A 24,179-nucleotide genomic window follows, 5' to 3' on the forward strand; every position below is an offset into this window, starting at 1 on the left:
TTCATGTGATACGTTTTCAAATCTAAGAAGGACAATCAATGGAAGGTGTTGTAGAGATACTGGCGCAACAGTGGCAGCAGCAAAGCATGGCTGAAGTGTTCGCTGTTTTATTTTCCATTGCTTATGTGTGGCTGGCGGCAGAAGAGTCGATTTGGTGTTGGCCGGCTGCACTTATTTCAACCACCTTATTTGTCTATGTATATTGGGACGTCTCACTGGTTTTTCAGATGCTGCTAAACGCCTATTATGTGGTGATGGCCGTGGTCGGCTTTATGCATTGGAAAAAGACTAATGCATCGGGTTTTAGTGCTTTGAATATGCCACTAAAGCTGCATCTATTGATCGTCATTGGCGGCGCGTTTATGCTATTGCTCACAGTGCTTATTGCCCAGCAATGGCTAGCATATGAGCTTTTGTATTTGGATGCAGGAACCACCTTGTTTTCGCTGTTGGCAACGTATTTAACTGTTAAAAAATATTTGCAATCATGGGTTTATTGGAGCGTGATCAACGCGCTTACGATTTATCTTTTGCTTGAAACTCAGCTCTATCTAACCGTTGTGCTAATGGCCCTGTATATCGTGATTGCCGTTAGAGGGTATCTAAATTGGTCTATCTCGATGCAAACATCTGAGGTAATCGACAATTCAGCGCAGACAGTGGGTTTAAAATAATGCAGTTTCACCGCCTTTTAGATTATTGTGTGAAGCAAATGGGCGCTGGCGCTCAAGTGCGCTTGGAGCAAATTCACGAAGGGGCGCTCAACCATAATTATTGTCTGAAAATTGATGACCGTCGTTATTTGGTAAAACAGTTTATAGGGAACAAATGGTTACCTACAAAAAGAGAAGCACTATTTGATTTGCAGATGCAATTAGCTGCCATGAACTTGGCTCCTAAACCTCTACACTTGTCCCAAACTAAAAAAACATATATTGAACAATGGATTGAGTATCAGCCATTAGCGTTCAATGCGAACGATACCGAGCCGTCAATTGAACTGCTTGCCAATAGTTTGCATCATATTCACAGCCGCGACATTGACCTTGACATACTCGATATACCCAAACATTTTAATAAGTATTTAAAGTCTATTGCCGACCCGCAGCGTTCATGGAAAAAACAGGCGCAGCAACACATAGAGAACTGGCAAAAGTATGTTGAGCGCTATCAACTGGATTTTGTGCTATGCCACAACGATTTACACTTGCAGCACATTGTTCCTAAACAGCATCTATATTTGGATTGGGAGTATGCTGCTAAAGGGTGTCGTTTCTTTGACTTAATTGCCTGTATTTTAAGCAATCAGTTACCTCATGATACCGCTCAAGGGCTCATTCGCCGGTATATCGAACTCGGTGATATTCATCGCGAAGAGGTGTTGCAGCGTGTAAAGGCCCTGCAACCCATTGTGATCTTTATGCATCAATTATGGTGGCAAGCCTGTAAGGCTCAACTTGAAAAATCCAAGCTAAAGGAAAAATAAATACTTTATTTATTCGCTTTGCTCGCTATAATGCACGAGATTTTAGGGGTGTAGTTCCAATTGGTAGAACAGCGGTCTCCAAAACCGATGGTTGGGGGTTCGAATCCCTCCACCCCTGCCACTTTTTCAAAAGGTAATTCATATGAGCATCGCTAGGCAGCAGCAGGCCTTGTTGCAGGCCATGGGAATCGATGTTTACCATGTATATCACGCGCAAGACGAACTACCGGCTCTTGCACAAAAGCCATGGTTTGATAGCCTATTATCATTTTTAGCGTTACAACGTAGCGATGTCGAGTTTTCTGACTCGCAACCGATTCAGTATGATGCAATTAGCAAAAAGCTAATACTGCCTTTAACTATCAACCAGGATGATGCCTCTCTCAAACGAGAAATTTGGCGAAATATACAAGTTAATGCAACAGACCAGTCTTGACGACATTCAAATTGCCGACCCTAAACCAGAATATCTAGAGGAAGCGTACCAACTTTTCTGTTCGCATAGAACTGTGCCATGGTCTTTTGAGCTTTTTACGCAGTCCATCATCACTCCTTTTTCACTTGCCGCAGTTATAGATGGGCAGGTAGTGGGTTACGTCATTGTTAGTCAACGCCCTGGTGAGGCAGAGATTGAGGATATTTGCGTGAGCGAGGCCTTTCGCGAGCAAGGGATTGGCTCGATGATGCTCAAAGAAGTGTTAGCACGCCTGACTCGTGCCAATATCGATACCGTTTATTTAGAAGTACGTCAGAGCAATCTGAGCGCTCAGCGCCTTTACCGCAATTTTGGCTTTAGTTTTACCGGTGAACGTAAAAAGTACTATAAAAACTCCGATGGGAGCCACGAATCCGCCATGCTGTATCAGTGGCTCGGCGGCAGGTGACCCGTTTTTACCCAAATGACGGTAGGCTCCGAGACGCGCGGATGATGTGATGAAAGGTGTGGTGAGCGCATCCAAGTCCCCGCTGGGTATTTGCCTTTTTCATCTTCAAATGTTCCTGAAATAACAAAAATCTCCTCGCCACCAAAGTGTTGATGGGGCTTGAATACCTCATTTGCAGGCCATTTAACCAACGCCACATGTTCATGGGCATGCTGATGTAGCGGCATCACCATCAGGTTTCCTTGTCCTTGTGACCAAGGCGTGGTGTTGGTATTTACGCGTAGGCTGACCAAATCGTGGGGATCAAACTGGTTTAGCTTAACGAGTAGCACGCACCCCGGTTTGCTAAAGGGTGCATGAGAGCTCCCAGGCGGGTTGCGAATGTAGCTGCCAGCGGGATAGTCGCCGTGCTCATCGGAAAATACGCCGTCAAGAACCAGTATCTCTTCTCCGTAGGGATGGTGATGGGTTGAAAAAGACGCACCTGCGGCATATTTTACAATGCTCGTTGTGTGGCCTGACTCTTTTGCCTCGCGCTCGAGCGGTTTTCTCCAAACGCCTTGCGCTGGACTTTGTTGCCAATCTTGCTGATGCGTGTTTATCACCAGTGGCTTGGTAAAATCCATATTGATCATCATAAGGGGGATCCGAGAATTGTCTGATATTTGCAATTTACCTTATTTCTATAAAATTGTGGAGACTGACAAAAGAATTTAACCACGGGGACGCTTTTTGCTACAATCGCGCCCCCAGCATATACCTTTGCCAATGCGTGCTTGTATTGGCTCTATAAAATTGAACAATAAACGACGTTTAGGTCGTTGTAGGAAGTGACTTAGCATGGCCAATGCCAAACTAGTAGATGAAATTAATAAGCGTAGAACGTTTGCGATTATTTCTCACCCCGATGCGGGAAAGACCACCATTACTGAAAAAGTATTGTTGTTTGGTAATGCGCTACAGGTTGCCGGTACGGTTAAAGGCAAAAAATCGGGTCAACACGCTAAGTCTGACTGGATGGAAATGGAGAAAGAGCGTGGGATCTCGGTAACTACCTCAGTGATGCAGTTTCCATATCATGACCATTTGGTGAACCTACTTGATACGCCAGGGCACGAAGACTTTTCCGAAGACACGTATCGCACGCTAACCGCCGTAGATTCATGTTTGATGGTCATAGACGCAGCGAAAGGGGTAGAAGATCGCACCATCAAGCTGATGGAAGTGACGCGCCTGCGAGATACGCCAATCATCACCTTTATGAACAAGTTAGACCGCGATACGCGCGACCCTATCGACTTACTAGACGAAGTGGAAGACGTACTAAATATTAAATGCGCGCCGATCACATGGCCGATTGGTATGGGCAAAGAGTTTAAAGGCGTTTATCACTTGCTGCTAGACCAAACCATTTTATATAAAAGTGGTCAAGGGCACACCATCCAAGAAAAACGTGTTATTCAAGGCATTGATAACCCAGAGCTTGATGCAGCGATAGGTAGTTATGCCGAAGAGCTGCGCGAAATGCTCGAGTTGGTAAAGGGTGCATCTCACGAGTTTGATTTAGAAGCATTTCTTAAAGGCGAGCTAACGCCTGTATATTTTGGCACCGCGTTAGGCAACTTTGGCGTTGATCATATGTTGGACGGGTTGGTGCAGTGGGCACCTAAGCCACAAGGTCGCTTGACAGACAAAGAAGAACTAGTAAACGCCGAGCAAGCCAAGTTTTCTGGATTTGTATTTAAAATTCAGGCAAATATGGATCCTAAACATCGAGATCGCATTGCATTTTGCCGCATTGTTTCAGGCAAATACGAGAAGGGCATGAAGATGCGCCATGCTCGCATCGGTAAAGATGTACGAATTTCTGATGCGCTAACGTTCTTAGCTGGCGACAGAGCGCTGCTAGAAGAGGCCTATGCAGGCGATATTATCGGGTTGCACAATCATGGTTCGATGCGCATTGGCGATACCTTCACCAGCGGAGAGGACTATAGATTTACCGGTATTCCTAACTTTGCGCCAGAACTCTTTAAGCGTATCCGCCTAAGAGACCCGCTGAAACAAAAGCAGTTATTAAAAGGCCTTATCCAACTTTCAGAAGAAGGTGCGGTTCAGGTGTTTCGACCGCTTATCAACAACGATCTGATTGTGGGTGCGGTAGGTGTGCTGCAGTTTGACGTAGTCGTCGCTCGATTAAAGGCAGAGTATAACGTCGATGCCATATACGAGCATATCAATGTGGCCACCGCGCGCTGGGTTTATGGCGATGAGCGCAAGGTGGATGAGTTTAGGCGTAAAGCAGAAGCGAACCTCGCCTTAGATGGCTCTGAAAATCTCACCTACATTGCGCCAACGCGCGTAAATTTATCGCTTTCACAAGAGCGTTATCCAGATATCACCTTTGCGGCCACGCGCGAACAATAAGAGTATTTTGCATGTTAATCCAAGCTATTTTAGTAGAACGTTTTCGTCAGGCCATGCAAAAACTTGGTGTTGAGAATGCGCCTGTTCCTGTTAGCAAAAGCACACGCCCTGAGTTTGGTGAATATCAATTTAACGGCGCGATGGCCTTAGCCAAACAACTAAAGAAAAAACCGCGTGATATTGCCCAAGACATTTTAGCGCAAGCGCAACTAGATGATGTTGCCAAGCTTTGTGAGATTGCAGGACCTGGCTTTATCAACATCTACCTATCACAAAGCTGGATAGGCAAACAAGTTGATGCGATGGCGCAGGACGCACGTTTAGGCATTGATAAAGCGCCGTCTCAAAAGGTGGTGATTGATTACTCTTCACCTAACCTTGCCAAAGAAATGCATGTTGGACACTTACGCAGCACCATCATAGGTGATGCAATGGCTAAAGTCCTTGAGTTTTTAGGGCACGATGTGGTGCGTCAAAATCACATGGGTGATTGGGGAACGCAGTTTGGTATGTTGTTGGCGCATTTAAGCGACCAACTCGATGGCAAAAGCGTTGCTAGTACCGCACTATCTGATTTAGAAGATTTTTATCGCGCCGCAAAAGTGCGTTTTGACAACGAAGATGGCTTTGCAGACAGAGCTCGTGAATACGTCGTGAAGTTACAAAGTGGGGATGCAGAGTGTCTGGCGCTTTGGGAGCAGTTTATTGATGTGTCCATATCACACAGTGAAGAGGTGTATGAGAAGCTGAATGTAAGCTTAAGCCGCACTGATGTGATGGGAGAGAGCAAATACAACCCTGATTTACCGGTGCTGGTGAAGGATTTGCTTGCGCGCAAGATTGCGGTCATTGATCAAGGCGCTACACTGGTGTTTTTGCCTGAACTGGCCGACAAAGAAGGCAATCCTGCGGTGTATATTATTCAAAAGTCAGGGGGGGGATTTTTGTATTCAACCACCGACCTTGCGGCAATACGCTATCGTTGCCACACCCTGGCAGCCGACAGAACGATGATTTTCACAGATGCCCGACAGGCTTTACATTTTAAGCAAACCGAGCTAGTAGCTCGTAAAGCCGGTTATATGAATGAGGCTCATCATTATCAGCATTGCCCGTTTGGCATGATGTTAGGTAAAGACGGCAAACCGTTTAAAACCCGCAGTGGCGAGACGATTAAACTAGCCGATTTGCTCGATGAAGCCGTTGAGCGCGCAACAGCACTATTAAAACAACGAAATGCAGATGAAGTTGTAGAAGCCGATGTGGCTAAAACCATTGGTATTGGCGCAGTCAAATATGCTGATTTAAGCAAAAACCGTACTACTGATTATATTTTTGATTGGGATACGATGCTTAGCTTTGAAGGCAATACCTCTCCCTATTTGCAGTATGCTTACACGCGTATCCGTAGTATTTTCCGCAAAGCCGACATTGCTATGGATAAACATCACGCCAATGTGGTTATCGACAATGCAAGTGAGCAAGCTTTGGCGGTCAAACTCTTGCAGTTTGAAGATACCCTACAAGCGGTCGCACAAGAGGCAACGCCGCATTTGTTATGCGCCTACTTGTATGAGCTCGCAAGTGTGTTTATGAAGTTTTATGAGGCAAGTCCTATATTGAAAGACGGTGTATCTGACGATGTGAAGCAAAGCCGTTTAACCCTTGCTGCGATGAGCGCAAAAACACTTAAGCTTGGCTTAGAAATGCTGGGAATCGACACCTTAGAAAAGATGTAGGTGCAATTAAGGTTGATTCGATGATGTGTGAGTCGCTTTGATAATTAGTGAACATCTAGACGAGCACATTCGTACACATTGCAGATACCAATAAAAAGGATAATTCATGAGTAAAATTCTAGCGTTTTCAGGTTCAGGTCGTAAACACTCTTACAACTTTGCTGCACTAAAAGCTGCGGCGCAAGGCGCAATTGACGCCGGCGCTGAGGTAACCATTGTCGATATGTCTGAGTTTGCAGATATTCCTATTTTCACGGAAGACTTGGAGGCCGAACAAGGCATGCCGGAGAAGGCAAAAGCGTTTAAAGAGTTATTGAAAAGTCACGACGCGTTTTTGATTGCCAGCCCAGAATATAACAGTGGCTATAGCGCGCTATTTAAAAACGTCATTGATTGGGCATCTCGCAAAGAAGATGGTGAAAAGCCCCTTGAGGCTTTTAAAGGCAAGTCTGCGGCATTGATTGCAGCATCCCCAGGCGGTTTAGGCGGTATTCGCGTGCTTGTGCCGGTGCGTTTATTATTAAGCAATATCGGTATTAATGTACTTGGCGATCAGCTTTCCATTAGTCATGTAGGTAATCTAGTCAACGACCAACATGAAATTTCAGATGAGAAAACCATCGCTAAGCTACACGGCATTGCAAAACAATTGGTTGCGATGACAGCATAACGATGTATTACGTCATTCTCAGGCTCTTATTTTAAGAGCCTTTTTTATGCGATTATCGTCTGTAAAGCGCTTGGATACTGTCAAAAACGCGCAATATTATGTAAACTCTGCGCACTATTGAATACAACCCTAGTTAAGCGTAACAAAGTCATTGCGATAACTACAAAAATAAGAATGTATTGTTTTATGTTTGAAGTAAATCCTATCCACACCGCCTTGTCTGATATCCGTGAGCGAACCACATCGCTTCGGGGGTATCTTTGACTACGACCTTAAGGTCGAGCGTCTAGAAGAAGTTAGCCGAGAGCTAGAGAGCTCCGAAGTCTGGAACAACCCTGAAAATGCTCAACAACTGGGCAAAGAGAAAGTTGGGCTTGAACAAATCGTTGATACTATCCAAACGCTAGAGCAGGGCGTTGAAGATGTTGAAGGTCTTGTGGAATTGGCAGTTGAAGCTGAGGACGAAGACACGTTAAATGAAGCCCAAGAAGAGCTCGCACAACTGATTGCCTCATTAGAGAAGCTCGAATTTAGACGCATGTTTAGCGGTCCTAACGATATTAACGATGGCTATATCGATATTCAATCAGGCTCAGGCGGCACAGAAGCCCAAGACTGGGCAAATATGCTATTGCGTATGTACTTGCGATGGGGTGAAGCGCAAGGCTTTAAAACCGAGTTGCTCGAAGTATCAGAAGGCGACGTTGCGGGCATTAAAAGCGCCACGATTAAGTTTACGGGCGAATATGCCTTTGGTTGGTTACGCACTGAAACCGGTGTGCATCGACTGGTCCGCAAGTCACCGTTTGATTCAGGCAGCCGTCGCCATACATCCTTTGCCTCTGCATTTGCTTACCCAGAGGTTAACGACGACATTGAAGTGGATATCAATCCTTCTGACTTACGTATTGATACTTATCGCGCGTCAGGGGCGGGCGGACAGCACGTTAACCGAACCGACTCAGCGGTACGTATTACGCATTTGCCCACCAATACGGTAGTGCAGTGCCAAAATGACCGCTCTCAGCATAAGAACAAAGACCAAGCGATGAAGCAGTTGAAGGCCAAGCTTTATGAGCTAGAAATTCAAAAGCAAAACGCTGAAAAACAGGTGATGGAAGAAAACAAGTCTGACATTGGCTGGGGCAGTCAAATCCGTTCATATGTGCTAGATGACTCGCGCATCAAAGACTTGCGCACAGGCGTTGAGACCCGTAACACACAGGCTGTGTTAGACGGTGATTTAAACAAATTTATCATAGCCAGCTTAAAATCTGGCCTGTAACATAAACGTGTATAGCTAACACGACCAACTTTAGGAACATTCATGACAGAGCAAGTGCAAGACGAAAACAAATTGATTGCAGAGCGACGCGCCAAATTAGCTGATATTCGAGCGCAATGTGATTCAAATGGTTTTCCGAATCAATTCCGCCGTGAACACTATGCGCAAGATGTGCAAGACGCCTTTGGCGAATTTGATAAAGATAGCCTTGTCGAGCAGAATAATCGTATCACCATTGCCGGTCGAGTCATGGCAAAGCGCGGGCCATTTTTATTGCTCCAAGACATGACAGGGCGCATTCAGGCTTATGCAGATAAAGGCGTACAAAAAGACCTCAAGGCGACTTATGGCAGCCTGGATATCGGCGATATTATTGGTGTGAGTGGTCAGTTGCATAAATCCGGTAAGGGTGATTTATATGTGAACATGGAGCAATACCAGTTGCTTACTAAGTCACTTCGCCCGCTACCTGAGAAGTTCCATGGACTTGCCGACCAAGAAACCAAATATCGTCAGCGTTATGTTGATTTGATTACCAATCCTGCAACGCGTAAGACCTTCCAAATCCGCAGTCAGATTGTTAACGGTATTCGTCAATACCTTACTGAGCGTCGCTTTATTGAAGTGGAGACGCCGATGTTGCAGGTGATACCCGGTGGCGCTACAGCCAAACCGTTTGTGACGCACCATAACGCACTTGATATTGATATGTATTTGCGAATTGCCCCCGAGCTTTATCTTAAGCGCCTAGTGGTAGGTGGGTTAGAGCGCGTGTTTGAAATTAACCGTAACTTTAGAAATGAAGGTTTATCAACGCGTCATAACCCTGAGTTTACGATGCTAGAGTTTTATCAAGCCTATGCAGATTACAACGACTTGATGAATCTTACAGAAGACATGCTGCGAGAGCTCGCGCTGAATGTGTTAGGCACGACCGACGTGAAAAACACGCAGAAAAATGCAGATGGCGAAGTCATCAGCGAAACCATTTATGATTTCGGTAAGCCATTCGCTCGTTTGACCATGGGGGATGCTATCTTAAAATATTGGCCAGAGGCGAATGCCGAGGCAATCAACGATCCTGAAAATCACCTTGATGAACTTAAAGCTATGGCCAAAGCGCTGCATATCAAAGAGCCAGAGGTGGATGGTATTTGGGGCGCGGGTAAGTATTTGTGCGAGATTTTTGAGGCAACGGCCGAAGAGAAACTCGATCAGCCAACCTTTATCACCGCCTATCCTTGGGAAGTATCTCCCCTTGCGAGACGCAACGATAAAAACCCATTTGTCACAGACCGCTTTGAGTTTTTTGTGGGTGGACGTGAACTTGCCAATGGCTTCTCAGAGCTAAACGATTCTGAAGACCAAGCCGCGCGTTTCCAAAAGCAAGTACAAGAAAAAGACGCGGGAGATGACGAAGCGATGCATTTTGACGAAGACTACATTACCGCCCTTGAATATGGCTTGGCGCCTACGGCAGGCGAGGGCATTGGTATTGACCGGTTAGTAATGCTGTTTTCAGATAGCCCAACCATCAAAGACGTGATTTTGTTTCCGCATATGCGTCCTATCGTTCAGGAGTAGTCCTTCTCGATAGCTTTAATCGCCTCGTATAGACGCGTGATTGTCGGCACACAAATACCTTTGTGTGCCGCTTTTGTTTGCAGCGTACCTAAAATGCCGTCCACTTCAGTTGGACGTTCGTGCAATACATCTTGATACATTGATGAGTAGTTGTGTTTGGTTAGGTCAATTACGTGGTCTATATAGCGGTCTACCATGTGCATATCAACCTCGATTTCATTAGCCTGATACACGGCTCGAATCTCTTGTTTCAATGCTGCAATTTCTTGAGGGTAGTCAAGGATGTCTCCATTAGCGCATCTATAAATTGCGGTCAGTGGATTAATCACGGCATTGACGGCTAATTTTTGATACAAGTACTGCATAATATTGCTATCCCAACGGCTGTTAGGGTGGGCATCTAAAAGGCTTTGAATCGCAGGCAAAATAGATTGACCCGATATACCGCCGATCACCAAATCGCCTCGAGCGTGAATATGAAAATGGCGCTCAGCAACTTTTTGCACCGCATCGGTAGTCGCACCAACGAAAAGTGGATTGTGTGTAAAGTGCTCAAGCAGTTGTTGATGGCCGCCTAAGCCATTTTGTAATAACAAGATGGGCAATGACTCACAGAGTCGACCGTCGAGACTTTTCAGTACCTCACGCAGTTGGTAATACTTTAAAGGCAAGATCAGTAAATCGAGCGAATCTAAGCTTTGCTGGTGGTCTAACGCAGCCTGCTTAAACATCCAAGTAGTTTTGCGCGCTGCATTATCAGTTTCACTCTCTACAATCGTCACTGGCAGGTTGCATGGCCGTCTTACGAATTGTGTAATATCATGAGCGTTTTCGGTGCTAGCATCGGCGATTAATTTAGCCAAGCCTGTACCAATCGCGCCATTGCCGATAATACCAAAAGTGCTCATCGTCTCGTCACTCCTGCACCGTTTGAAGCTTTAATTTTGGCCATGACAATGCATTGGGTTTGAGCCATTGTTCAGGCCAAATCGCTTCGCTAAAATACTCCCCAATATCGGGTAGGCAAAATATGTTAAGGCTTTCACCTTTGTATGAAAAGCATAAGCCGTAGCTGTGCAAATACATGCGGTCGCTAGGGCTAGCACCATAGCGCATATCACCTAAAATAGAGGCTCCTATCGACTTTAAGGCCACTCTTATCTGATGGGTTTTGCCCGAGTGCGGTTTGCATATAAACCCACGAATGCCATTTCCGACTGATTTTGAAAAAAACTGCGTGATGGCCGGGTTTTGTGAAGTCTTCGTTAGCATGTAGCTTCCGGAGCGCGCTTTTTTCATATCGCCCCTGATCAATCCTTGTTTCTTTTTTGGGGTTTTGTTTGAGAGTGCGAGGTAATATTTTTCAATACTGCGTTTGGCAAACAATCTGGCGATGGTCGCTGCGCTATCAGACGATTTTGCTAGAATCAAGCAACCGCTGGTTTGGGTGTCAAGACGATGAACTAAAAACCATTTGCACTGAGGGCGTTGTTTTGAATATACGCTGATAATGCCATTTTGTGCATCGTGCATCGCAACATCGATGGGCTTATTGATGACAACAAAATCCTCGTGTTCATATAGCGTTGTAATAACGAGGTTGGTCATTTATTGCCTTTAGTTGGCTTTTATAGCAATAAGTTCAAGGGCGTCTTGAAAGCGCATTTCTTCAACCATCGTAATGAGTGTCGCTTTTTGCGATTCGGTTAATGGTAACTGAGCGGTAAGTGATCGCAATATGTTGTCATCAATAAACTCTTCACGTTCAATCATGCCCACCAGCTGCTGTTGCGCGTTATTGTTTTGTTTTACGTTACCATCAGCATTGAGCTGAGGATCATCAAAAGAAAGTGCGTAAATCTCATCGCAGGTTTGGCGTACCAACTGTGTAAATTTATGCACGGTGTCAGCTTGAATCGACAGGTTTTTAATCTCTAAGTCAAAGCTCCTGCAGCACTCATAAAGGGCTAACAATCCGAGGTTGCCTGTAATGCCTTTCGCCGTATGAATGAGTCTTTTTGCCGATTTATAATCGCTTTGCTCCAGCATTTGCTCAACCTGCTTGGGAGCCGGCTCATATTCAGCGGCAAATTTATTTAGCATTCTGTGCAAAAGTTGAACATTGCCACTCAATTGTTTGAGCGCAAATTCGATATCAATTAACGGTGCTTTATCAGGCATAGGCAAGGCTCTTAGTGCGATAATCCCCAATAAATACTAATACAAATATCTAGTTACAACAAAGAAAGAATTAGCCTTTTAGAAATCTGCTATTATTATTGCTTATAACGTTTCTTTACTACTACGAGTTGTTTTACATGTCAAAGTTGTTACAAGTTGCTGTGCTTGCGCTTGCGGGTGCTGTGACTATTGCGTGCACACCGAGCTCAACCCCCGTAAATACAGAGTCATCCTTTCATCTTCAAGGCGATAGCATTGAGCATTACAAATATACCTTAGATAACGGTCTGACGGTGGTGCTGCATCCAGACAACTCAGACCCACTGGTTAACCTTAACGTGACGTATCATGTTGGCTCAGCACGAGAAGAGTATGGGAAATCAGGTTTTGCGCATTTCTTTGAGCATATGATGTTTCAAGGCTCGCAGCATGTTGCTGACGAAGAGCACTTTAAAATTATCACTGAAGCGGGCGGCAATCTCAACGGTAGCACAAACTCTGATATCACGAATTACTTTCAAACCGTGCCCGCGAATCAATTAGAAAAAGTGCTATGGTTAGAAGCTGACAGAATGGGATTTTTACTGCCTGCTGTTACCCAAGCTAAATTTGAGAATCAACGTGATACGGTGAAAAACGAGCGTGCCCAGCGTGTCGACAACCAGCCCTATGGATTGCGTTTTGAGCGCACAGGTGAGGCCTTGTATCCAAAAGGACACCCCTACTCATGGTCTACCATTGGATACGTTGAGGATCTAGAACGCGTTGGACTTGATGACCTAAAAGCATTCTTTACCCGTTGGTATGGCCCAAACAATGCAGTATTGACCATTGGCGGTGATATTGACATTGCGCAGACTAAAAAATGGATTGAGAAGTACTTTGGCCCTATCCCGCGAGGACCTGAAGTTGTAGACGCTAAGAAACAACCCGCCGTGTTAGAACAAACACGTTACATCACACTAGAAGATAAAGTGCATTTACCTCTTCTGCAGATTACGCTCCCGACGGTTTACGCCGGGCATGAAGATGAGCCTGCTTTAGATGTCTTGGCAAATATTCTTGGCGGTGGGCGAACGTCATTGCTTTATAAAAACATGGTGAAAAATGGTCTTGCGGTGCAGGCTGGCGTTGGGCACCCGTGTCGAGAATTAGCGTGTGAGTTTCAAATGCTCTCTTTGGCTAACCCGCAAAACGTATCAGACCTAAAGCAATTAAGTGACATTATTGCAGAGTCGCTTTTGGAGTTTGAAACTCGCGGCGTGCAAGACGATGACTTACAGCGAGTTAAAAGTAGTATTGAAACGTCTACAATATTTGCCTTACAGAGTGTATCAGGCAAGGTCAGAACACTAGCAAGTGGTGAAACCTTTGAGCAAACGCCCGATCGTGTTTCCGCTGAGGTTGCTAGATACAACAGCGTAACTAAACAAGACGTTATGCGTGTGTACGAGCAATACATAAAAGATAAACCCGCAGTGGTATTGAGTGTTGTACCGCAAGGGGCAACGAATTTGGCCGTGGCTGAACAAAACTTTACGCTTCCACAGCGCAATATTACAGATTTGAAGACGGTAGAAACCAGCATCGACAGTCCTAAGATTACTGATACCTTTGACCGAAGCAAAGCGCCACTGGCAGGTGTAAATAAGCCAGTAATACTGCCCGACTTCTGGGAAAGTGAGTTAGAAAATGGTTTGCAGGTGGTAGGCATACAAACTAGTGAAACACCCACCTTGTCATTTGTGCTAAGCATGGAGGGGGGCGTACTGCTTGATTCTCTGCAACAGCCGGGGCTTGCTGCATTCACTGCACTTATGATGAATGAAAGTACTGAAAATTACTCAGCAGAAGATTTCGCAAATGCACTAGGGGTTATCGGCAGTTCGATTAGTGTGTCTGCCTCTGGGCGTTATACGAATGTAAGCGTCAGCACCTTAGTCAAAAACGTAGAAAGCACCATGGCATTATTGCAGGAACGATTGTTTCGTCCCGCATTTAATGAGGCCGACTTCAACCGCGTAAAGCAGCAGCTATTGCAGTCGATGCAGCAGCAGTTGAAAAATCCATCGGTTTTGGCCGCTAGAGCCAGAGATGCGGTATTGTATGGCACTGACTCACGCGTGGGACTGCCCGACGCTGGCACCTTGGCAAGTATTGAGTCGATAACCTTACAAGACGTGAAAGCATTTTATGAGCAGTATTATCGTCCAGACCATGCAACCTTGGTGATGGTTGGCGATGCTACGCAGGCCCAAACGATGCAAAACGCTGGGTTCATGAGTGAGTGGCACGCGAGCCCTTATGATATACCTGAGTTTTCATCTGGAGAGGCAATCGAAAAAGGTAAAATATTCTTGGTAGATAACCCAGGTAGCGTTCAGTCAGTGGTCTCTATCTTCAAACCGGCACCTACCTTTGACGCATTTGATGAGCACTTTAAGCTCAATTTGGCAAACTTTCCGCTAGGCGGCATGTTTAACAGCAGAATCAATTTGAACCTTAGAGAAGATAAAGGGTATACATATGGCGCGAGCAGTCGCTTTGTTGGCGGCAAGAATCTCGGATATTTTGTCGCTGGCGCCGATGTTACCGCTGAGCATACTAAAGCGAGTATTGACGAGTTTTTAAGCGAAATTGAATCATACAAAGCTAACGGTATGAGCGCCGATGAATTGGCATTTTTGCAAAATGCGTATTCACAGTCAGACGCGCTAAATTACGAAACGCCAAGACAAAAAGCGGGTTTTTTGATCAGATTACTATCATTAGACTTGGAAAAAGACTACGGTAAAAAACAGCAAGAGATTATACAAAACATCACTACCGATGAACTCAACCAGTTAGCAAGCAAATGGTTAGACACAAGCACCATGCATATCGTGGTGGTGGGTGATGCAAAATCGCTGCAAACCCAATTGGCAGAATTAAATCGTGACATTGTACTGTTTGATGTCCCACGTTAATAAAGCGTCGTATTTAGACTTAATAAACGGACTCATGGATACTTCTTTTGAGCATATTTAACACACAATTTGAGAAGCGCTTATCATTTGTTGACACCGCTGCAGTAAAAGCCACGTTGATGGATATTCGCAGGGGCGTAGAGCGTGAGACTCTGCGCGTAAATGGCAATGGTTCTTTGGCTATGGGAGCACATCCTAAGGCCTTGGGCTCATCGCTCACACATGACTGGATAACCACGGATTTTTCCGAGTCGTTACTTGAGTTTATCACGCCGCCAGAACAGCGTGCGAGTACAACGATTGAACAGCTCATCGACATCCACAAATTTACCTATGAAAACATAGGTGAAGAGTACTTGTGGCCCATGAGTATGCCGTGCTTTATTGATGCTAGCACCGAAATACCCATTGCCCGTTACGGAAGTTCTAACGTGGCAAAGATGAAAGAGGTGTATCGCAGAGGTCTGCATAATCGCTATGGCAGCATGATGCAAGTTATCAGTGGTGTGCATTTTAATTTCTCGTTACCAGACAGGTTCTGGCAATTGTGGTGTGAGCATCAAGGCCAGCAAGCAGATAAGCATACTATTTCGAGCCAATATTTTTCTTTGGTCAGAAACTTTAAGCGACTTGCGTGGGTTATCCCATATTTATTTGGTGCGTCGCCTGCCTTGTGCAGTTCCTTTATTAGCCATAGAGAAGTAAAACACCCTTTTCAGAAAGTCGGTAAAGGCACACTTTATTTACCATACGGTACGTCTTTGCGGATGAGTGACTTAGGGTACACCAGTTCTGCGCAGTCTGACTTGCGTATTTGCTATAACGATTTAAGCAGTTACGTTAGTACCTTGCGCCGAGCGATTAATCTTCCTACTAAGCAGTATGAGAGTATTCCCGCCGGTGAGGGTGGTCAGTGGCAACAGCTGAATAAAAATGTATTACAAATAGAAAACGAACTTTACTCGCCAATTCGTCCTAAGCAGGTAGCCCGCTCACTTGAGAAGCCAACCGATGCACTAGAAGATCGTGGCGTGAGCTATTTAGAAATTCGTTCACTTGATGTTAACCCCTTTTCTCCAGTAGGCATTCAAGCTGAACAAATGGACTTTTTGGATGTCTTTTTGTTGTACTGCTTGCTGATGCCATCGGCTGATTACAGCGATGAACTTCACCAAGAGAGTCAACAGAACTTTGTGGATGTTGTACTCAAAGGGCGTGAGCCAGGTTTACATTTGCTCAATGAGGGAGCGCCGGTTGCGCTTCAAGATTGGGCCAGTAACATGTTCAAAGACCTTGCCATGGTCGCCGACGTGTTAGATGCTGCGCAAGAGACTAAACGATACTCCACGGCTATTGTGAACGAATTAGCAAAAGTGCACCAAAGCGAGACAACGCCGTCTGGTAAATGGTTAGATACCTTGTTAGATAATCAGATAGATAACAGTATATTAGGCATGGAATTGGCGAAAGAATACAAACAGTTTATTGCGGGTTTGGATTATAGGAATGTGCAAAAAAGTGATTTTGAAGCCCAGGCTGTTAGTTCTCTTGAAGCTCAAGCAGAGATAGAAGCGGCCGATGTTTTATCATTTGATAAATTCATTGAAGGGTATTTTAAAGCGGCGAAAAGCTAGCATAAAAAAGCCCAAGGGGATTCCTTGGGCTAACACACATTTTAGGAAAAAACACATATTGCAAAGGTATGAGTAGTCGAGCGTGAATAAGTTCAAACAAATCATTAAAAATACAATCATGCTTTCAATAAGTGCGTCTTTATTGGCGCTTTTAAGCGCGTGCAGTACTACCCCACCTTCGAGCCGCGAAAATATATGCCACATATTTGAAGAAAAGAGAGATTGGTTCGATGCTGCGTCTGATATGCGTGATACTTGGGGTGTGCCTTTGCATGTGCCCATGGCAATGATGTATCAAGAAAGCTCATTTCGCCACGATGCTTTGCCACCACGCGACTATATATTTTTTGGCATGATCCCATGGGGACGCGTGAGCAGTGCCTATGGGTATGCTCAGGCAAAGACCATGACATGGGAAGACTATAAGCGAGAAACGGGAAATAGCTTCGCCGACAGAGATGATTTCGATGATGCCATAGACTTTATGGGTTGGTTCATTAGTAAAAGTCAGCAAATCAATGGCGTTTCTAAGTGGGATGCTCGCGCTCAATACCTTAATTACCATGAGGGTTGGGGTGGTTATCAGCGAAAAACATACCGTAAAAAACAGTGGTTAATAAGCGTCGCAGACAAAGTCGATGAGCGCTCACTGCGCTACGCTGCGCAGCTTAGAGGTTGTGAGGAAGACCTAAGTAAGGGTTGGTTCTTACGCTTGTTTACTTAATCTAAGCGCCCAAATATAACTGCTTACAAGATGCCAAATGTTCCGTTTGAGTGTACTCATCCACCGAAAACTTGATCTAGATTAATAAATAAACTCAAGCACTACGACTTCACAAAATAATATTGATCTTGATCAGATCATTTATTGCCCAGTTTGTAAAAATAGCCTCGAAATCATTAAACAGGGCAGGAAACATTATGTTAGATCTTTTACTTTCAGATCCCGTCGCATGGGGTTCACTATTAGGTATAGGCGTAGTATGTGCAATTTGTGCGTATTATGTGTACTTGTTCATTCATAACGTTCAAGACGATAAGTAACACGTTAGATATTGCATTTGAGGCGGCGTTGGCGAGCGCTAGAGTTTGCCGTCTCGTGGTATGTCGATAAGAACAAGCAGGGCACCATTGCCACCCCATTCTAGGGGAGCTTGGTGAAACCCTAATACTCGAGGGTGCTGAACTAAATAGTTTGGCACTTTTTGTTTTAACACACCGCCACTCACACCATGAATCACATTGATGCATTCATAGTGTTTGTGCGTTGCTTCATCTATGGCGGCCGCAAGCTCTAACTTACTTTGAGCGCTGTTCAAACCATGCAAATCTAAAATCAGCTCCGGTACAATTTCCCCTCTGCGCAGACGCTTTACGCCTTGTGCAGCCTGTTCAGTGTTTTCTTTGACGTATTTTAATGCTTTGTGCGGATCAAAATACGCTTCAAATCCGTCTGAGAACTCAAAGCTCGCCGCGCGCTGCTTTACTGCCTTTTTTTGTTGAGCCATAGGCCTGCGGTTTAACGCCCGTTTTTCTTTCGGATCTTGAATGTACTGCTGGTGTTGAATAGGCTTTGCATCACTGAATAATGCAGAAAACGACTGGCTTTCATCGTTTTCATCTACTTTTTTAGTCATCTTGTTAATTTACCAGCGAAATTCGATTCATTTATGCGTATTATACTGCCATAAATACGCGGTTAAATCATGGTTGCTGTGTTTAAAGAGATAGTTTACATCTTTTAAAAATGGATTTTCTACCCACCCATGACAAAACCAATCATCTAACAAAGTTGATGCAATCAGAATCCATACATTCAAACATTGAGTTTCAAAACATAGATGACTTAACCACTATTGCAGACTGGATCCGCTTTAGTATGAGCGAGTGCGCCCGTCATAATATCTTTTTAGGGCATGGCACGAACAATCTATGGGATGAGTGTGAGCACCTTGTGTTTCTCGCGCTTGATTTACCCTTGCTTATGAGCCCAGAGCAAAAACAGCTGCTCTACCCAACGACACTGTTGCAAGAAGAGCGAAGCAAAATCGCAAGTTGGCTCCAATTACGAACCCGCGAGGCAAAGCCGTTGCCTTACATCAGCAATGTGTCGTGGTTTGCTCAAATGCCGTTTTACGTTGATGAGCGAGTGTTAATTCCACGCTCTCCATTTGCGGAGCTTATTGAAAATGGTTTTACACCTTTTGTCGATGGACACTTTGCGCCAGCTAACGTGCTCGATATGTGCACCGGTAGCGCCTGTATTGCCATTGCCTTAGCCCAACACTTTGAGGATGCCGTGATTGATGCTGTGGATATCGATATGCACGCCCTTGAGGTTGCAGCGATTAACATTGGTGACTATCAGTTAGAAGAGCGTGTTTACCCAATACAGTCTGACTTGTTTGAAAGTCTAGCAGGGCAAAAATACGATTTGATTATTGCTAACCCGCCTTATGTAGATGCGCAAGACATGGGCGATTTACCGTCCGAGTATCACCATGAACCTGAGCATGCATTAGCATCTGGCAACGACGGATTAGATCTCACCATGCAAATTATGATGCAGGCGGTGGAACATTTGCAAGACGATGGTTGGCTATTTGTTGAAGTAGGCAATAGTGAGGTAAATTTTGCTGATCGCTTTGGTGATCTTGAAGTCACTTGGTGTGAGTTGAAAAAGGGCGGCAGTGGCATTTTTGCAATCAGTAAAGCACAGTTGATTGCACAACAAGACATATTGGACGATTTGGAGTAGCGAGTAGGATGTCAGGAAACACGTTTGGAAAATTATTTACAGTCACTACCTTTGGTGAAAGCCACGGTCCTGCTATTGGTGGCGTAGTCGACGGCTGTCCCCCGGGGATGGCGCTTTGTGAAGAAGATATGCAGGGCGATTTAGACCGTCGTAAGCCTGGCACATCTCGCTATACCACAGCTCGCAGAGAAGAGGATGAAGTAAAAATCCTATCGGGTGTGTTTGAAGGAAAAACCACCGGTACAAGCATCGGTTTGTTAATTAATAATACCGACCAACGCAGCCAAGACTATTCTAAAATTAAAGATACATTTCGTCCTGGGCATGCCGATTATACGTATCAACAAAAATTCGGCGACCGTGATTATCGCGGGGGCGGGCGTTCTTCAGCTCGTGAGACGGCCGTGCGCGTGGCTGCTGGTGGTATTGCTAAAAAGTACCTGAAAGAAATGTATGGTGTGGAAGTTAGAGGATATATTTCTCAATTAGGCCCCATTGCGATTGATACAGTTGACCACAGCGTGACGAATACCAATCCCTTCTTCTGTCCCGACGCATCTAAGCTTGAAGCGCTTGATACTTACATGCGCGACCTGAAAAAAGAAGGCAACTCCATTGGTGCCAAAGTGAGCGTGTCTGCTACGAATGTACCTGTTGGCCTAGGTGAGCCCGTTTTCGACCGTTTAGACGCTGAAATAGCCCATGCCATGATGGGGATTAATGCGGTGAAAGGCGTTGAGATTGGAGACGGCTTTGATGTAGTCACTCAAAAGGGCACGGATCATCGCGATCAGATGTCGCCAGAAGGTTTCTACACCAATCATAGTGGTGGCGTGCTTGGCGGCATTTCAACCGGCCAAGAAATTTTAGTGCATATGGCCTTAAAGCCAACCTCTAGTATTTCTATCTCAGGTGAAACCATTGATGTAAATGGTAACCCTGCTGAAATTATCACAAAAGGTCGTCATGACCCTTGTGTTGGCATTCGTGCGGTACCAATCGCCGAAGCGATGCTAGCCTTGGTGTTGATGGACCATTTACTGCGTCATCGCGCACAAAATGCGAACGTGCAATCACCCACTCCTGTCATTCCGGCCCAGCGTTAAGCGCTAATGAGGCTTACTTGGTTCGCTGATCGCAACACATCGCAGATAAGCGAACCCAGTAACCGCTTACTACTGGCGGTTATTTACTTTTTTTACTTCGGCCAGTTGGGCGTCTTTGTACCCTACGTTGGTGTTTTTCTTGATGCGCGCTCTTTAGACTCTGCACAAATTGGTACGCTGTTAGCGGTTGTTGCGCTCCTGCGTATCGTTGGCCCCAATCTTTGGGCAAACTTTGCGGACCGCACGGGTCAAGCTGGAGAAATTCTGCGCCTAGGTTGTTTACTTTCCTTTATAACCTTTGTCAGCATCTTGTATGTCGATAGCTTCTGGGGCATGACCTTCGCATTTGCCATCATGATGATGTTTTGGACCGCGGTATTGCCGCAATTAGAGGTCATCACAGTCAGCGCCACTAAGCTCAGTAAAGGCGGTTATGGTGCAGTAAGGCTCTGGGGCAGCATCGGCTTCATTGTATGCACTGTAGTAGTAGGCTGGTTGTTAGATGTATTCCCGCCTGAGGTTGTCGTATATGCCGCGATGATAACGCTCTTTGGGCTGTTTATCAGTACGTTGTGCATTAACAGTAAGGTTATAGATCACGCTGAGCCTGAGGTAATCCCATCGCTTATGTCTCGTAACATATGGCGTTTGGGCTTTATCGTGTTTTTGTTAGGCAATACCCTATTGCAGGTCAGTTTTGGTAGTTTTTACAACTTTTTTGCATTGTACATGCGAGCGCTCGATTATTCGGGTATGCAAACAGGGGTGTTTATTGGCTTAGGCGTCGCCGCTGAGGTCATTGTATTTATTTATGCGACGCGCTTAATTAAGCAGTTTGGGGTCAAAGCGTTGTTGGTGATCAGTATTTTGGCAACCGCGCTTCGTTGGCTGCTCCTTGCCTTGTTTCCGCAGTTCACCGCAATAATTGTATTTACCCAGGTCATTCACGCATTAAGCTTTGGCCTAACGCACGCAGCATCTGTGTACTATTTACAGGTAACCTTTCCAAGAGCATTTCAAAGCCGAGCACAAGCGCTATATGTGAGTATTGCCTTTGGTGTTGGCGGTGCAAGCGGCAGCTATATTGCCGGCCTTCTCTGGCGTCAGGGGGAGGGGGCTTATGTGAGCTTTATGTTCTCTGCTGCCATGGCGTTTATCGCATCGCTTATTTTGTTGGCATTGCCGCATAAAAATGCGACAGCAAAAGCGTAAATGGTTATTTGCTGTGTTATTGGCATTGCCAGCTGTGAGCTTAGGGACCAACGCCCGTTTTGACGACTGGTAGTATATAGTTTTCATTTCTCTTATACTTATTTAAGCCAACAAAGCTGCGGGCATGCTGATGCCCTTGAAAAGGTAACTCTAAAATGAAGAGATTGTTTCACTATGCTCTTTTTCATAAACTTCATATTAACGCCGGAGTTGTGATGCTCGCTCAGCGAGTTATTGAAAAATGACCATTTCGCGTACCAAAGATGGTTTCAAAATCCGAGGTGCAGAAATGACTCGGATCGAAACCTTCGTCGATGCGGCTTTCGCCTTTGCTGTTACACTGCTTGTGATTGGGGGTGGTGACAACATTCCCAATAATTATCAAGACTTCGTAAATGCCCTGCAACAAGTACCGTCTTTTACAATGTGTTTTGCGAATATCGTTTTCTTTTGGTACGCGCATCATATTTGGAGTAGACGTTTTGGATTAGACGACGGCCTGTCGACGTTTTTATCGCTTCTGCTTATCTTAGTAGTACTGATTTTCGTTTATCCTCTAAAAGCAATTTACGCAGGCGCTTTTAATTTTATACCTGACTTTGATTCCGGTGCGGTGTTTGCGCTGTCGTCGGTCGAAGATTTCAGCGGCTTGCTTGTTATATTCGGACTAGCTTTTAGTATGCTCTCCGCGATCATTTGCGCACTTAACTGGCACGCGCTGAGGTTAGCCGATGAAATCGGTCTGACTATGCTTGAAAAATTTGATACTAAAACAACGGCATTATTGTGGCTAGTGAATGCATCTGTTCCCTTAGGGTCTGTTGCAATCGCACTGTCTACAACAGGGGTTTTTTGGACGAAAGCGGCTAGCTTTTTTTATATTGTATTTGCAGTCGTTTTGCCTATTTTAAAAATCACTCGGATGCGTTTACGGCGTAAAATTTCAACGCAAGAAGAAAATGAATCTCAATAATGGTAGCGGCAAGAGATGATGACTATTGAATCGCACATCTGTGTTACACATCATTTTGTGCAACTGCCAAGTTACATGATACTAACGCGACTTTGCCTAGCCCATTACAACCCCTAAAAACCTAGCTGGCGAATGTCTGCTTAATACTCTTAGAATGCAAATAGTCGATTAAATTTGAACTTTACTGATGATAATACGTTATTTATCGTTCATGTTTATTCACACACCAACTCCTAACTACAGAGATAGCCAATAATGAAGAAGATTTATGTCCTTCACGAGAATAACGAGTGGACAGTGCACTTACAAAATCGCCTAGAAGAGCTGAATTTACCCTATGAGCTGTGGCATCTCGATGAGGGCATGCTTGATTTGAGCAGTGAACCACCACAAGGTGTTTTTTATAATCGTCTGAGCGCGTCATCTCATACAAGAGACCACCGGTTTGCGCCAGAGTATGGCGAGGCAGTGCTGGCTTGGCTTGAGCGACATGGGCGCTTGGTTATCAATGGTTCTCGAGCGCTGCGCTTAGAAGTGAGCAAGGTGAATCAGTATATGGCCTTAAACTTAGCGGATATCAGTACACCAAAGACGCTTGCTGCAGTGGGCAAACAAAATATTATGGATGCGGCTAAAGCGCTAAATATGCCATCGTTCATTACTAAGCATAATCGTGCAGGGAAAGGACAAGGCGTTCACCTTTTTCACTCTATCGAGTCCTTACAAAATTATCTTGATAGTTCAGATTTTGATGCTCCTGTGGATGGAATTACGCTCGTACAGCAATACATAGAAGCGCCTGAACCATATATTATTCGACATGAATTCATTGGTGGAAAGTTTTTGTACGGCGTCAAAGTCAATACATCAGAGGGTTTTGAGCTATGCCCTGCGGACGCGTGTTCAATTGAAGATATGTTTTGCCCCACCGACGGACCGAGCAATGACAATGCGGCTGGTAAAGGCGCTAAGTTTGAAATTTTGCAGGATTATCACCCGGCATTCATTGACAAGTACGAGGCGTTTTTGGCCGCTAATAATGTGCAAGTAGCGGGTATTGAGGCTATACAAGATGAGCAGGGCACTAGTTATGCATACGATGTTAACACCAACACAAACTACAACTCCGATGCAGAGGCGGTAGCGCAAACCTTTGGTATGTTGGAACTTGCAAAGTTTTTGCAAGCCAAATTAGATACGCTTAACTAATCAGAGCCGCAGCTATTTGAATTGAAGCTGCTTACAAAAAAGTCAGCCCATTGTGGCTGACTTTT

The 24,179-nt window shown here is 45.0% G+C and carries 23 protein-coding genes and 1 tRNA gene; 19 read left to right on the plus strand and 5 right to left on the minus strand.

Going from position 1 to position 24,179, the window contains the following annotated elements; translation table 11 throughout:
* Nucleotides 1–38 precede the first annotated feature (38 nt).
* The 5 genes from pnuC to rimI all read left to right on the plus strand — a co-directional run bounded on the left by pnuC (nucleotide 39) and on the right by rimI (nucleotide 2,370).
* Nucleotides 39–674, plus strand: coding sequence for a nicotinamide riboside transporter PnuC (gene pnuC, locus KJ365_RS08350; protein WP_214451151.1), 636 nt, complete (start codon nucleotides 39–41; stop codon nucleotides 672–674).
* Nucleotides 674–1,486: a phosphotransferase gene (locus KJ365_RS08355; protein ID WP_214451152.1), complete on the plus strand. Its 813-nt coding sequence runs from the start codon at nucleotides 674–676 to the stop codon at nucleotides 1,484–1,486. The genes pnuC and KJ365_RS08355 overlap by 1 nt, the downstream gene beginning before the upstream one ends.
* 44 nt (nucleotides 1,487–1,530) lie before the next feature.
* Nucleotides 1,531–1,607, plus strand: a tRNA-Trp gene (locus KJ365_RS08360).
* Between the two features lie 21 nt (nucleotides 1,608–1,628).
* Nucleotides 1,629–1,922 carry a hypothetical protein gene (locus KJ365_RS08365; RefSeq protein WP_214451153.1) on the plus strand — a complete coding sequence of 98 codons (294 nt, stop codon included), beginning with the start codon at nucleotides 1,629–1,631 and terminating at the stop codon, nucleotides 1,920–1,922.
* Nucleotides 1,903–2,370 (plus strand): ribosomal protein S18-alanine N-acetyltransferase, encoded by a 468-nt coding sequence (gene rimI, locus KJ365_RS08370; RefSeq protein ID WP_214451154.1) that lies wholly within the window; start codon nucleotides 1,903–1,905, stop codon nucleotides 2,368–2,370. The genes KJ365_RS08365 and rimI overlap by 20 nt, the downstream gene beginning before the upstream one ends.
* Here rimI and KJ365_RS08375 read toward each other — a convergent pair.
* Complete coding sequence (locus tag KJ365_RS08375; RefSeq protein ID WP_214451332.1) at nucleotides 2,349–3,005, minus strand: cupin domain-containing protein; 657 nt, start codon at nucleotides 3,003–3,005, stop codon at nucleotides 2,349–2,351. The two genes, rimI and KJ365_RS08375, sit on opposite strands and share 22 nt — an antisense overlap.
* Nucleotides 3,006–3,210: 205 nt before the next feature.
* Here KJ365_RS08375 and prfC point away from each other — a divergent pair, with 205 nt between their 5' ends.
* From prfC to lysS, 5 genes are all read left to right on the plus strand, one after another.
* Nucleotides 3,211–4,797: a peptide chain release factor 3 gene (prfC, locus tag KJ365_RS08380; protein WP_214451155.1), complete on the plus strand. Its 1,587-nt coding sequence runs from the start codon at nucleotides 3,211–3,213 to the stop codon at nucleotides 4,795–4,797.
* A gap of 11 nt (nucleotides 4,798–4,808) precedes the next feature.
* Nucleotides 4,809–6,536: an arginine--tRNA ligase gene (argS, locus tag KJ365_RS08385; protein ID WP_214451156.1), complete on the plus strand. Its 1,728-nt coding sequence runs from the start codon at nucleotides 4,809–4,811 to the stop codon at nucleotides 6,534–6,536.
* Between the two features lie 106 nt (nucleotides 6,537–6,642).
* Complete coding sequence (locus tag KJ365_RS08390; RefSeq protein WP_214451157.1) at nucleotides 6,643–7,206, plus strand: NADPH-dependent FMN reductase; 564 nt, start codon at nucleotides 6,643–6,645, stop codon at nucleotides 7,204–7,206.
* Nucleotides 7,207–7,392: 186 nt separating this feature from the next.
* Nucleotides 7,393–8,491, plus strand: a protein-coding gene (prfB, locus tag KJ365_RS08395) for a peptide chain release factor 2 (protein WP_214451158.1) whose coding sequence is annotated in 2 segments (ribosomal slippage) — nucleotides 7,393–7,467 and nucleotides 7,469–8,491 — 1,098 coding nt in all. Because the reading frame shifts where the segments join, the coding sequence is not laid out codon by codon here.
* A gap of 42 nt (nucleotides 8,492–8,533) precedes the next feature.
* On the plus strand, nucleotides 8,534–10,075 hold the full coding sequence (gene lysS / locus KJ365_RS08400) for a lysine--tRNA ligase (RefSeq protein WP_214451159.1): 1,542 nt from the start codon (nucleotides 8,534–8,536) through the stop codon (nucleotides 10,073–10,075).
* On the opposite strand, the gene KJ365_RS08405 is transcribed toward lysS, so the two are convergent.
* From KJ365_RS08405 to KJ365_RS08415, 3 genes are read right to left on the minus strand one after another with little or no spacing between them, the layout of a single operon-like run.
* A complete protein-coding gene (locus KJ365_RS08405) occupies nucleotides 10,066–10,983 on the minus strand; it encodes a ketopantoate reductase family protein (protein ID WP_214451160.1) in 918 nt (305 codons plus the stop codon). The two genes, lysS and KJ365_RS08405, sit on opposite strands and share 10 nt — an antisense overlap.
* 7 nt (nucleotides 10,984–10,990) lie before the next feature.
* Nucleotides 10,991–11,683: a TIGR01621 family pseudouridine synthase gene (locus KJ365_RS08410; protein WP_214451161.1), complete on the minus strand. Its 693-nt coding sequence runs from the start codon at nucleotides 11,681–11,683 to the stop codon at nucleotides 10,991–10,993.
* Nucleotides 11,684–11,692: 9 nt separating this feature from the next.
* Nucleotides 11,693–12,256, minus strand: coding sequence for an Hpt domain-containing protein (locus KJ365_RS08415; protein ID WP_214451162.1), 564 nt, complete (start codon nucleotides 12,254–12,256; stop codon nucleotides 11,693–11,695).
* Between the two features lie 137 nt (nucleotides 12,257–12,393).
* Between KJ365_RS08415 and KJ365_RS08420 the strand changes: the two genes are divergently transcribed.
* The 4 genes from KJ365_RS08420 to KJ365_RS08435 all read left to right on the plus strand — a co-directional run bounded on the left by KJ365_RS08420 (nucleotide 12,394) and on the right by KJ365_RS08435 (nucleotide 17,900).
* Nucleotides 12,394–15,222: a M16 family metallopeptidase gene (locus tag KJ365_RS08420; protein ID WP_214451163.1), complete on the plus strand. Its 2,829-nt coding sequence runs from the start codon at nucleotides 12,394–12,396 to the stop codon at nucleotides 15,220–15,222.
* 47 nt (nucleotides 15,223–15,269) lie between these two features.
* Nucleotides 15,270–16,856, plus strand: coding sequence for a glutamate--cysteine ligase (gene gshA, locus KJ365_RS08425; protein WP_214451164.1), 1,587 nt, complete (start codon nucleotides 15,270–15,272; stop codon nucleotides 16,854–16,856).
* 118 nt (nucleotides 16,857–16,974) lie between these two features.
* A complete protein-coding gene (locus tag KJ365_RS08430) occupies nucleotides 16,975–17,580 on the plus strand; it encodes a transglycosylase SLT domain-containing protein (RefSeq protein ID WP_214451333.1) in 606 nt (201 codons plus the stop codon).
* Nucleotides 17,581–17,777: 197 nt separating this feature from the next.
* Nucleotides 17,778–17,900 carry a DUF3149 domain-containing protein gene (locus KJ365_RS08435; RefSeq protein WP_214451165.1) on the plus strand — a complete coding sequence of 41 codons (123 nt, stop codon included), beginning with the start codon at nucleotides 17,778–17,780 and terminating at the stop codon, nucleotides 17,898–17,900.
* 38 nt (nucleotides 17,901–17,938) lie between these two features.
* Here the strand turns inward: KJ365_RS08435 and smrB are convergent, their stop codons facing one another.
* Nucleotides 17,939–18,493: an endonuclease SmrB gene (gene smrB, locus KJ365_RS08440; protein ID WP_214451166.1), complete on the minus strand. Its 555-nt coding sequence runs from the start codon at nucleotides 18,491–18,493 to the stop codon at nucleotides 17,939–17,941.
* 158 nt (nucleotides 18,494–18,651) lie between these two features.
* Here smrB and prmB point away from each other — a divergent pair, with 158 nt between their 5' ends.
* From prmB to KJ365_RS08465, 5 genes are all read left to right on the plus strand, one after another.
* Nucleotides 18,652–19,614, plus strand: coding sequence for a 50S ribosomal protein L3 N(5)-glutamine methyltransferase (prmB, locus tag KJ365_RS08445; protein WP_214451167.1), 963 nt, complete (start codon nucleotides 18,652–18,654; stop codon nucleotides 19,612–19,614).
* Between the two features lie 8 nt (nucleotides 19,615–19,622).
* The gene (aroC, locus tag KJ365_RS08450) at nucleotides 19,623–20,720 is read left to right on the plus strand and encodes a chorismate synthase (protein ID WP_214451168.1); all 1,098 of its coding nucleotides are present in this window, start codon (nucleotides 19,623–19,625) and stop codon (nucleotides 20,718–20,720) included.
* 6 nt (nucleotides 20,721–20,726) lie between these two features.
* Nucleotides 20,727–21,932, plus strand: a complete 1,206-nt coding sequence (locus tag KJ365_RS08455) for an MFS transporter (protein ID WP_214451169.1) — start codon at nucleotides 20,727–20,729, stop codon at nucleotides 21,930–21,932.
* 289 nt (nucleotides 21,933–22,221) lie between these two features.
* A complete protein-coding gene (locus KJ365_RS08460; protein WP_214451170.1) occupies nucleotides 22,222–22,905 on the plus strand; it encodes a TMEM175 family protein in 684 nt (227 codons plus the stop codon).
* A gap of 255 nt (nucleotides 22,906–23,160) precedes the next feature.
* Nucleotides 23,161–24,114, plus strand: coding sequence for an ATP-grasp domain-containing protein (locus tag KJ365_RS08465; RefSeq protein ID WP_214451171.1), 954 nt, complete (start codon nucleotides 23,161–23,163; stop codon nucleotides 24,112–24,114).
* Nucleotides 24,115–24,179: the final 65 nt, after the last annotated feature.

The sequence above is a fragment of the Glaciecola sp. XM2 genome (genome assembly GCF_018595715.1).
Classification (GTDB): Bacteria; Pseudomonadota; Gammaproteobacteria; order Enterobacterales; family Alteromonadaceae; genus Glaciecola.

What these genes read in the sequence shown, in the direction of transcription:
- pnuC (WP_214451151.1), top strand. Translation starts at nt 39, where the DNA reads ATGGAAGGTGTTGTAGAGATACTGGCGCAACAGTGGCAGCAGCAAAGC.
- KJ365_RS08355 (WP_214451152.1), top strand. Translation starts at nt 674, where the DNA reads ATGCAGTTTCACCGCCTTTTAGATTATTGTGTGAAGCAAATGGGCGCT.
- KJ365_RS08365 (WP_214451153.1), top strand. Translation starts at nt 1,629, where the DNA reads ATGAGCATCGCTAGGCAGCAGCAGGCCTTGTTGCAGGCCATGGGAATC.
- rimI (WP_214451154.1), top strand. Translation starts at nt 1,903, where the DNA reads ATGCAACAGACCAGTCTTGACGACATTCAAATTGCCGACCCTAAACCA.
- KJ365_RS08375 (WP_214451332.1), bottom strand. Translation starts at nt 3,005, where the DNA reads ATGATCAATATGGATTTTACCAAGCCACTGGTGATAAACACGCATCAG.
- prfC (WP_214451155.1), top strand. Translation starts at nt 3,211, where the DNA reads ATGGCCAATGCCAAACTAGTAGATGAAATTAATAAGCGTAGAACGTTT.
- argS (WP_214451156.1), top strand. Translation starts at nt 4,809, where the DNA reads ATGTTAATCCAAGCTATTTTAGTAGAACGTTTTCGTCAGGCCATGCAA.
- KJ365_RS08390 (WP_214451157.1), top strand. Translation starts at nt 6,643, where the DNA reads ATGAGTAAAATTCTAGCGTTTTCAGGTTCAGGTCGTAAACACTCTTAC.
- lysS (WP_214451159.1), top strand. Translation starts at nt 8,534, where the DNA reads ATGACAGAGCAAGTGCAAGACGAAAACAAATTGATTGCAGAGCGACGC.
- KJ365_RS08405 (WP_214451160.1), bottom strand. Translation starts at nt 10,983, where the DNA reads ATGAGCACTTTTGGTATTATCGGCAATGGCGCGATTGGTACAGGCTTG.
- KJ365_RS08410 (WP_214451161.1), bottom strand. Translation starts at nt 11,683, where the DNA reads ATGACCAACCTCGTTATTACAACGCTATATGAACACGAGGATTTTGTT.
- KJ365_RS08415 (WP_214451162.1), bottom strand. Translation starts at nt 12,256, where the DNA reads ATGCCTGATAAAGCACCGTTAATTGATATCGAATTTGCGCTCAAACAA.
- KJ365_RS08420 (WP_214451163.1), top strand. Translation starts at nt 12,394, where the DNA reads ATGTCAAAGTTGTTACAAGTTGCTGTGCTTGCGCTTGCGGGTGCTGTG.
- KJ365_RS08430 (WP_214451333.1), top strand. Translation starts at nt 16,975, where the DNA reads ATGCTTTCAATAAGTGCGTCTTTATTGGCGCTTTTAAGCGCGTGCAGT.
- KJ365_RS08435 (WP_214451165.1), top strand. Translation starts at nt 17,778, where the DNA reads ATGTTAGATCTTTTACTTTCAGATCCCGTCGCATGGGGTTCACTATTA.
- smrB (WP_214451166.1), bottom strand. Translation starts at nt 18,493, where the DNA reads ATGACTAAAAAAGTAGATGAAAACGATGAAAGCCAGTCGTTTTCTGCA.
- prmB (WP_214451167.1), top strand. Translation starts at nt 18,652, where the DNA reads ATGCAATCAGAATCCATACATTCAAACATTGAGTTTCAAAACATAGAT.
- aroC (WP_214451168.1), top strand. Translation starts at nt 19,623, where the DNA reads ATGTCAGGAAACACGTTTGGAAAATTATTTACAGTCACTACCTTTGGT.
- KJ365_RS08455 (WP_214451169.1), top strand. Translation starts at nt 20,727, where the DNA reads ATGAGGCTTACTTGGTTCGCTGATCGCAACACATCGCAGATAAGCGAA.
- KJ365_RS08460 (WP_214451170.1), top strand. Translation starts at nt 22,222, where the DNA reads ATGACTCGGATCGAAACCTTCGTCGATGCGGCTTTCGCCTTTGCTGTT.
- KJ365_RS08465 (WP_214451171.1), top strand. Translation starts at nt 23,161, where the DNA reads ATGAAGAAGATTTATGTCCTTCACGAGAATAACGAGTGGACAGTGCAC.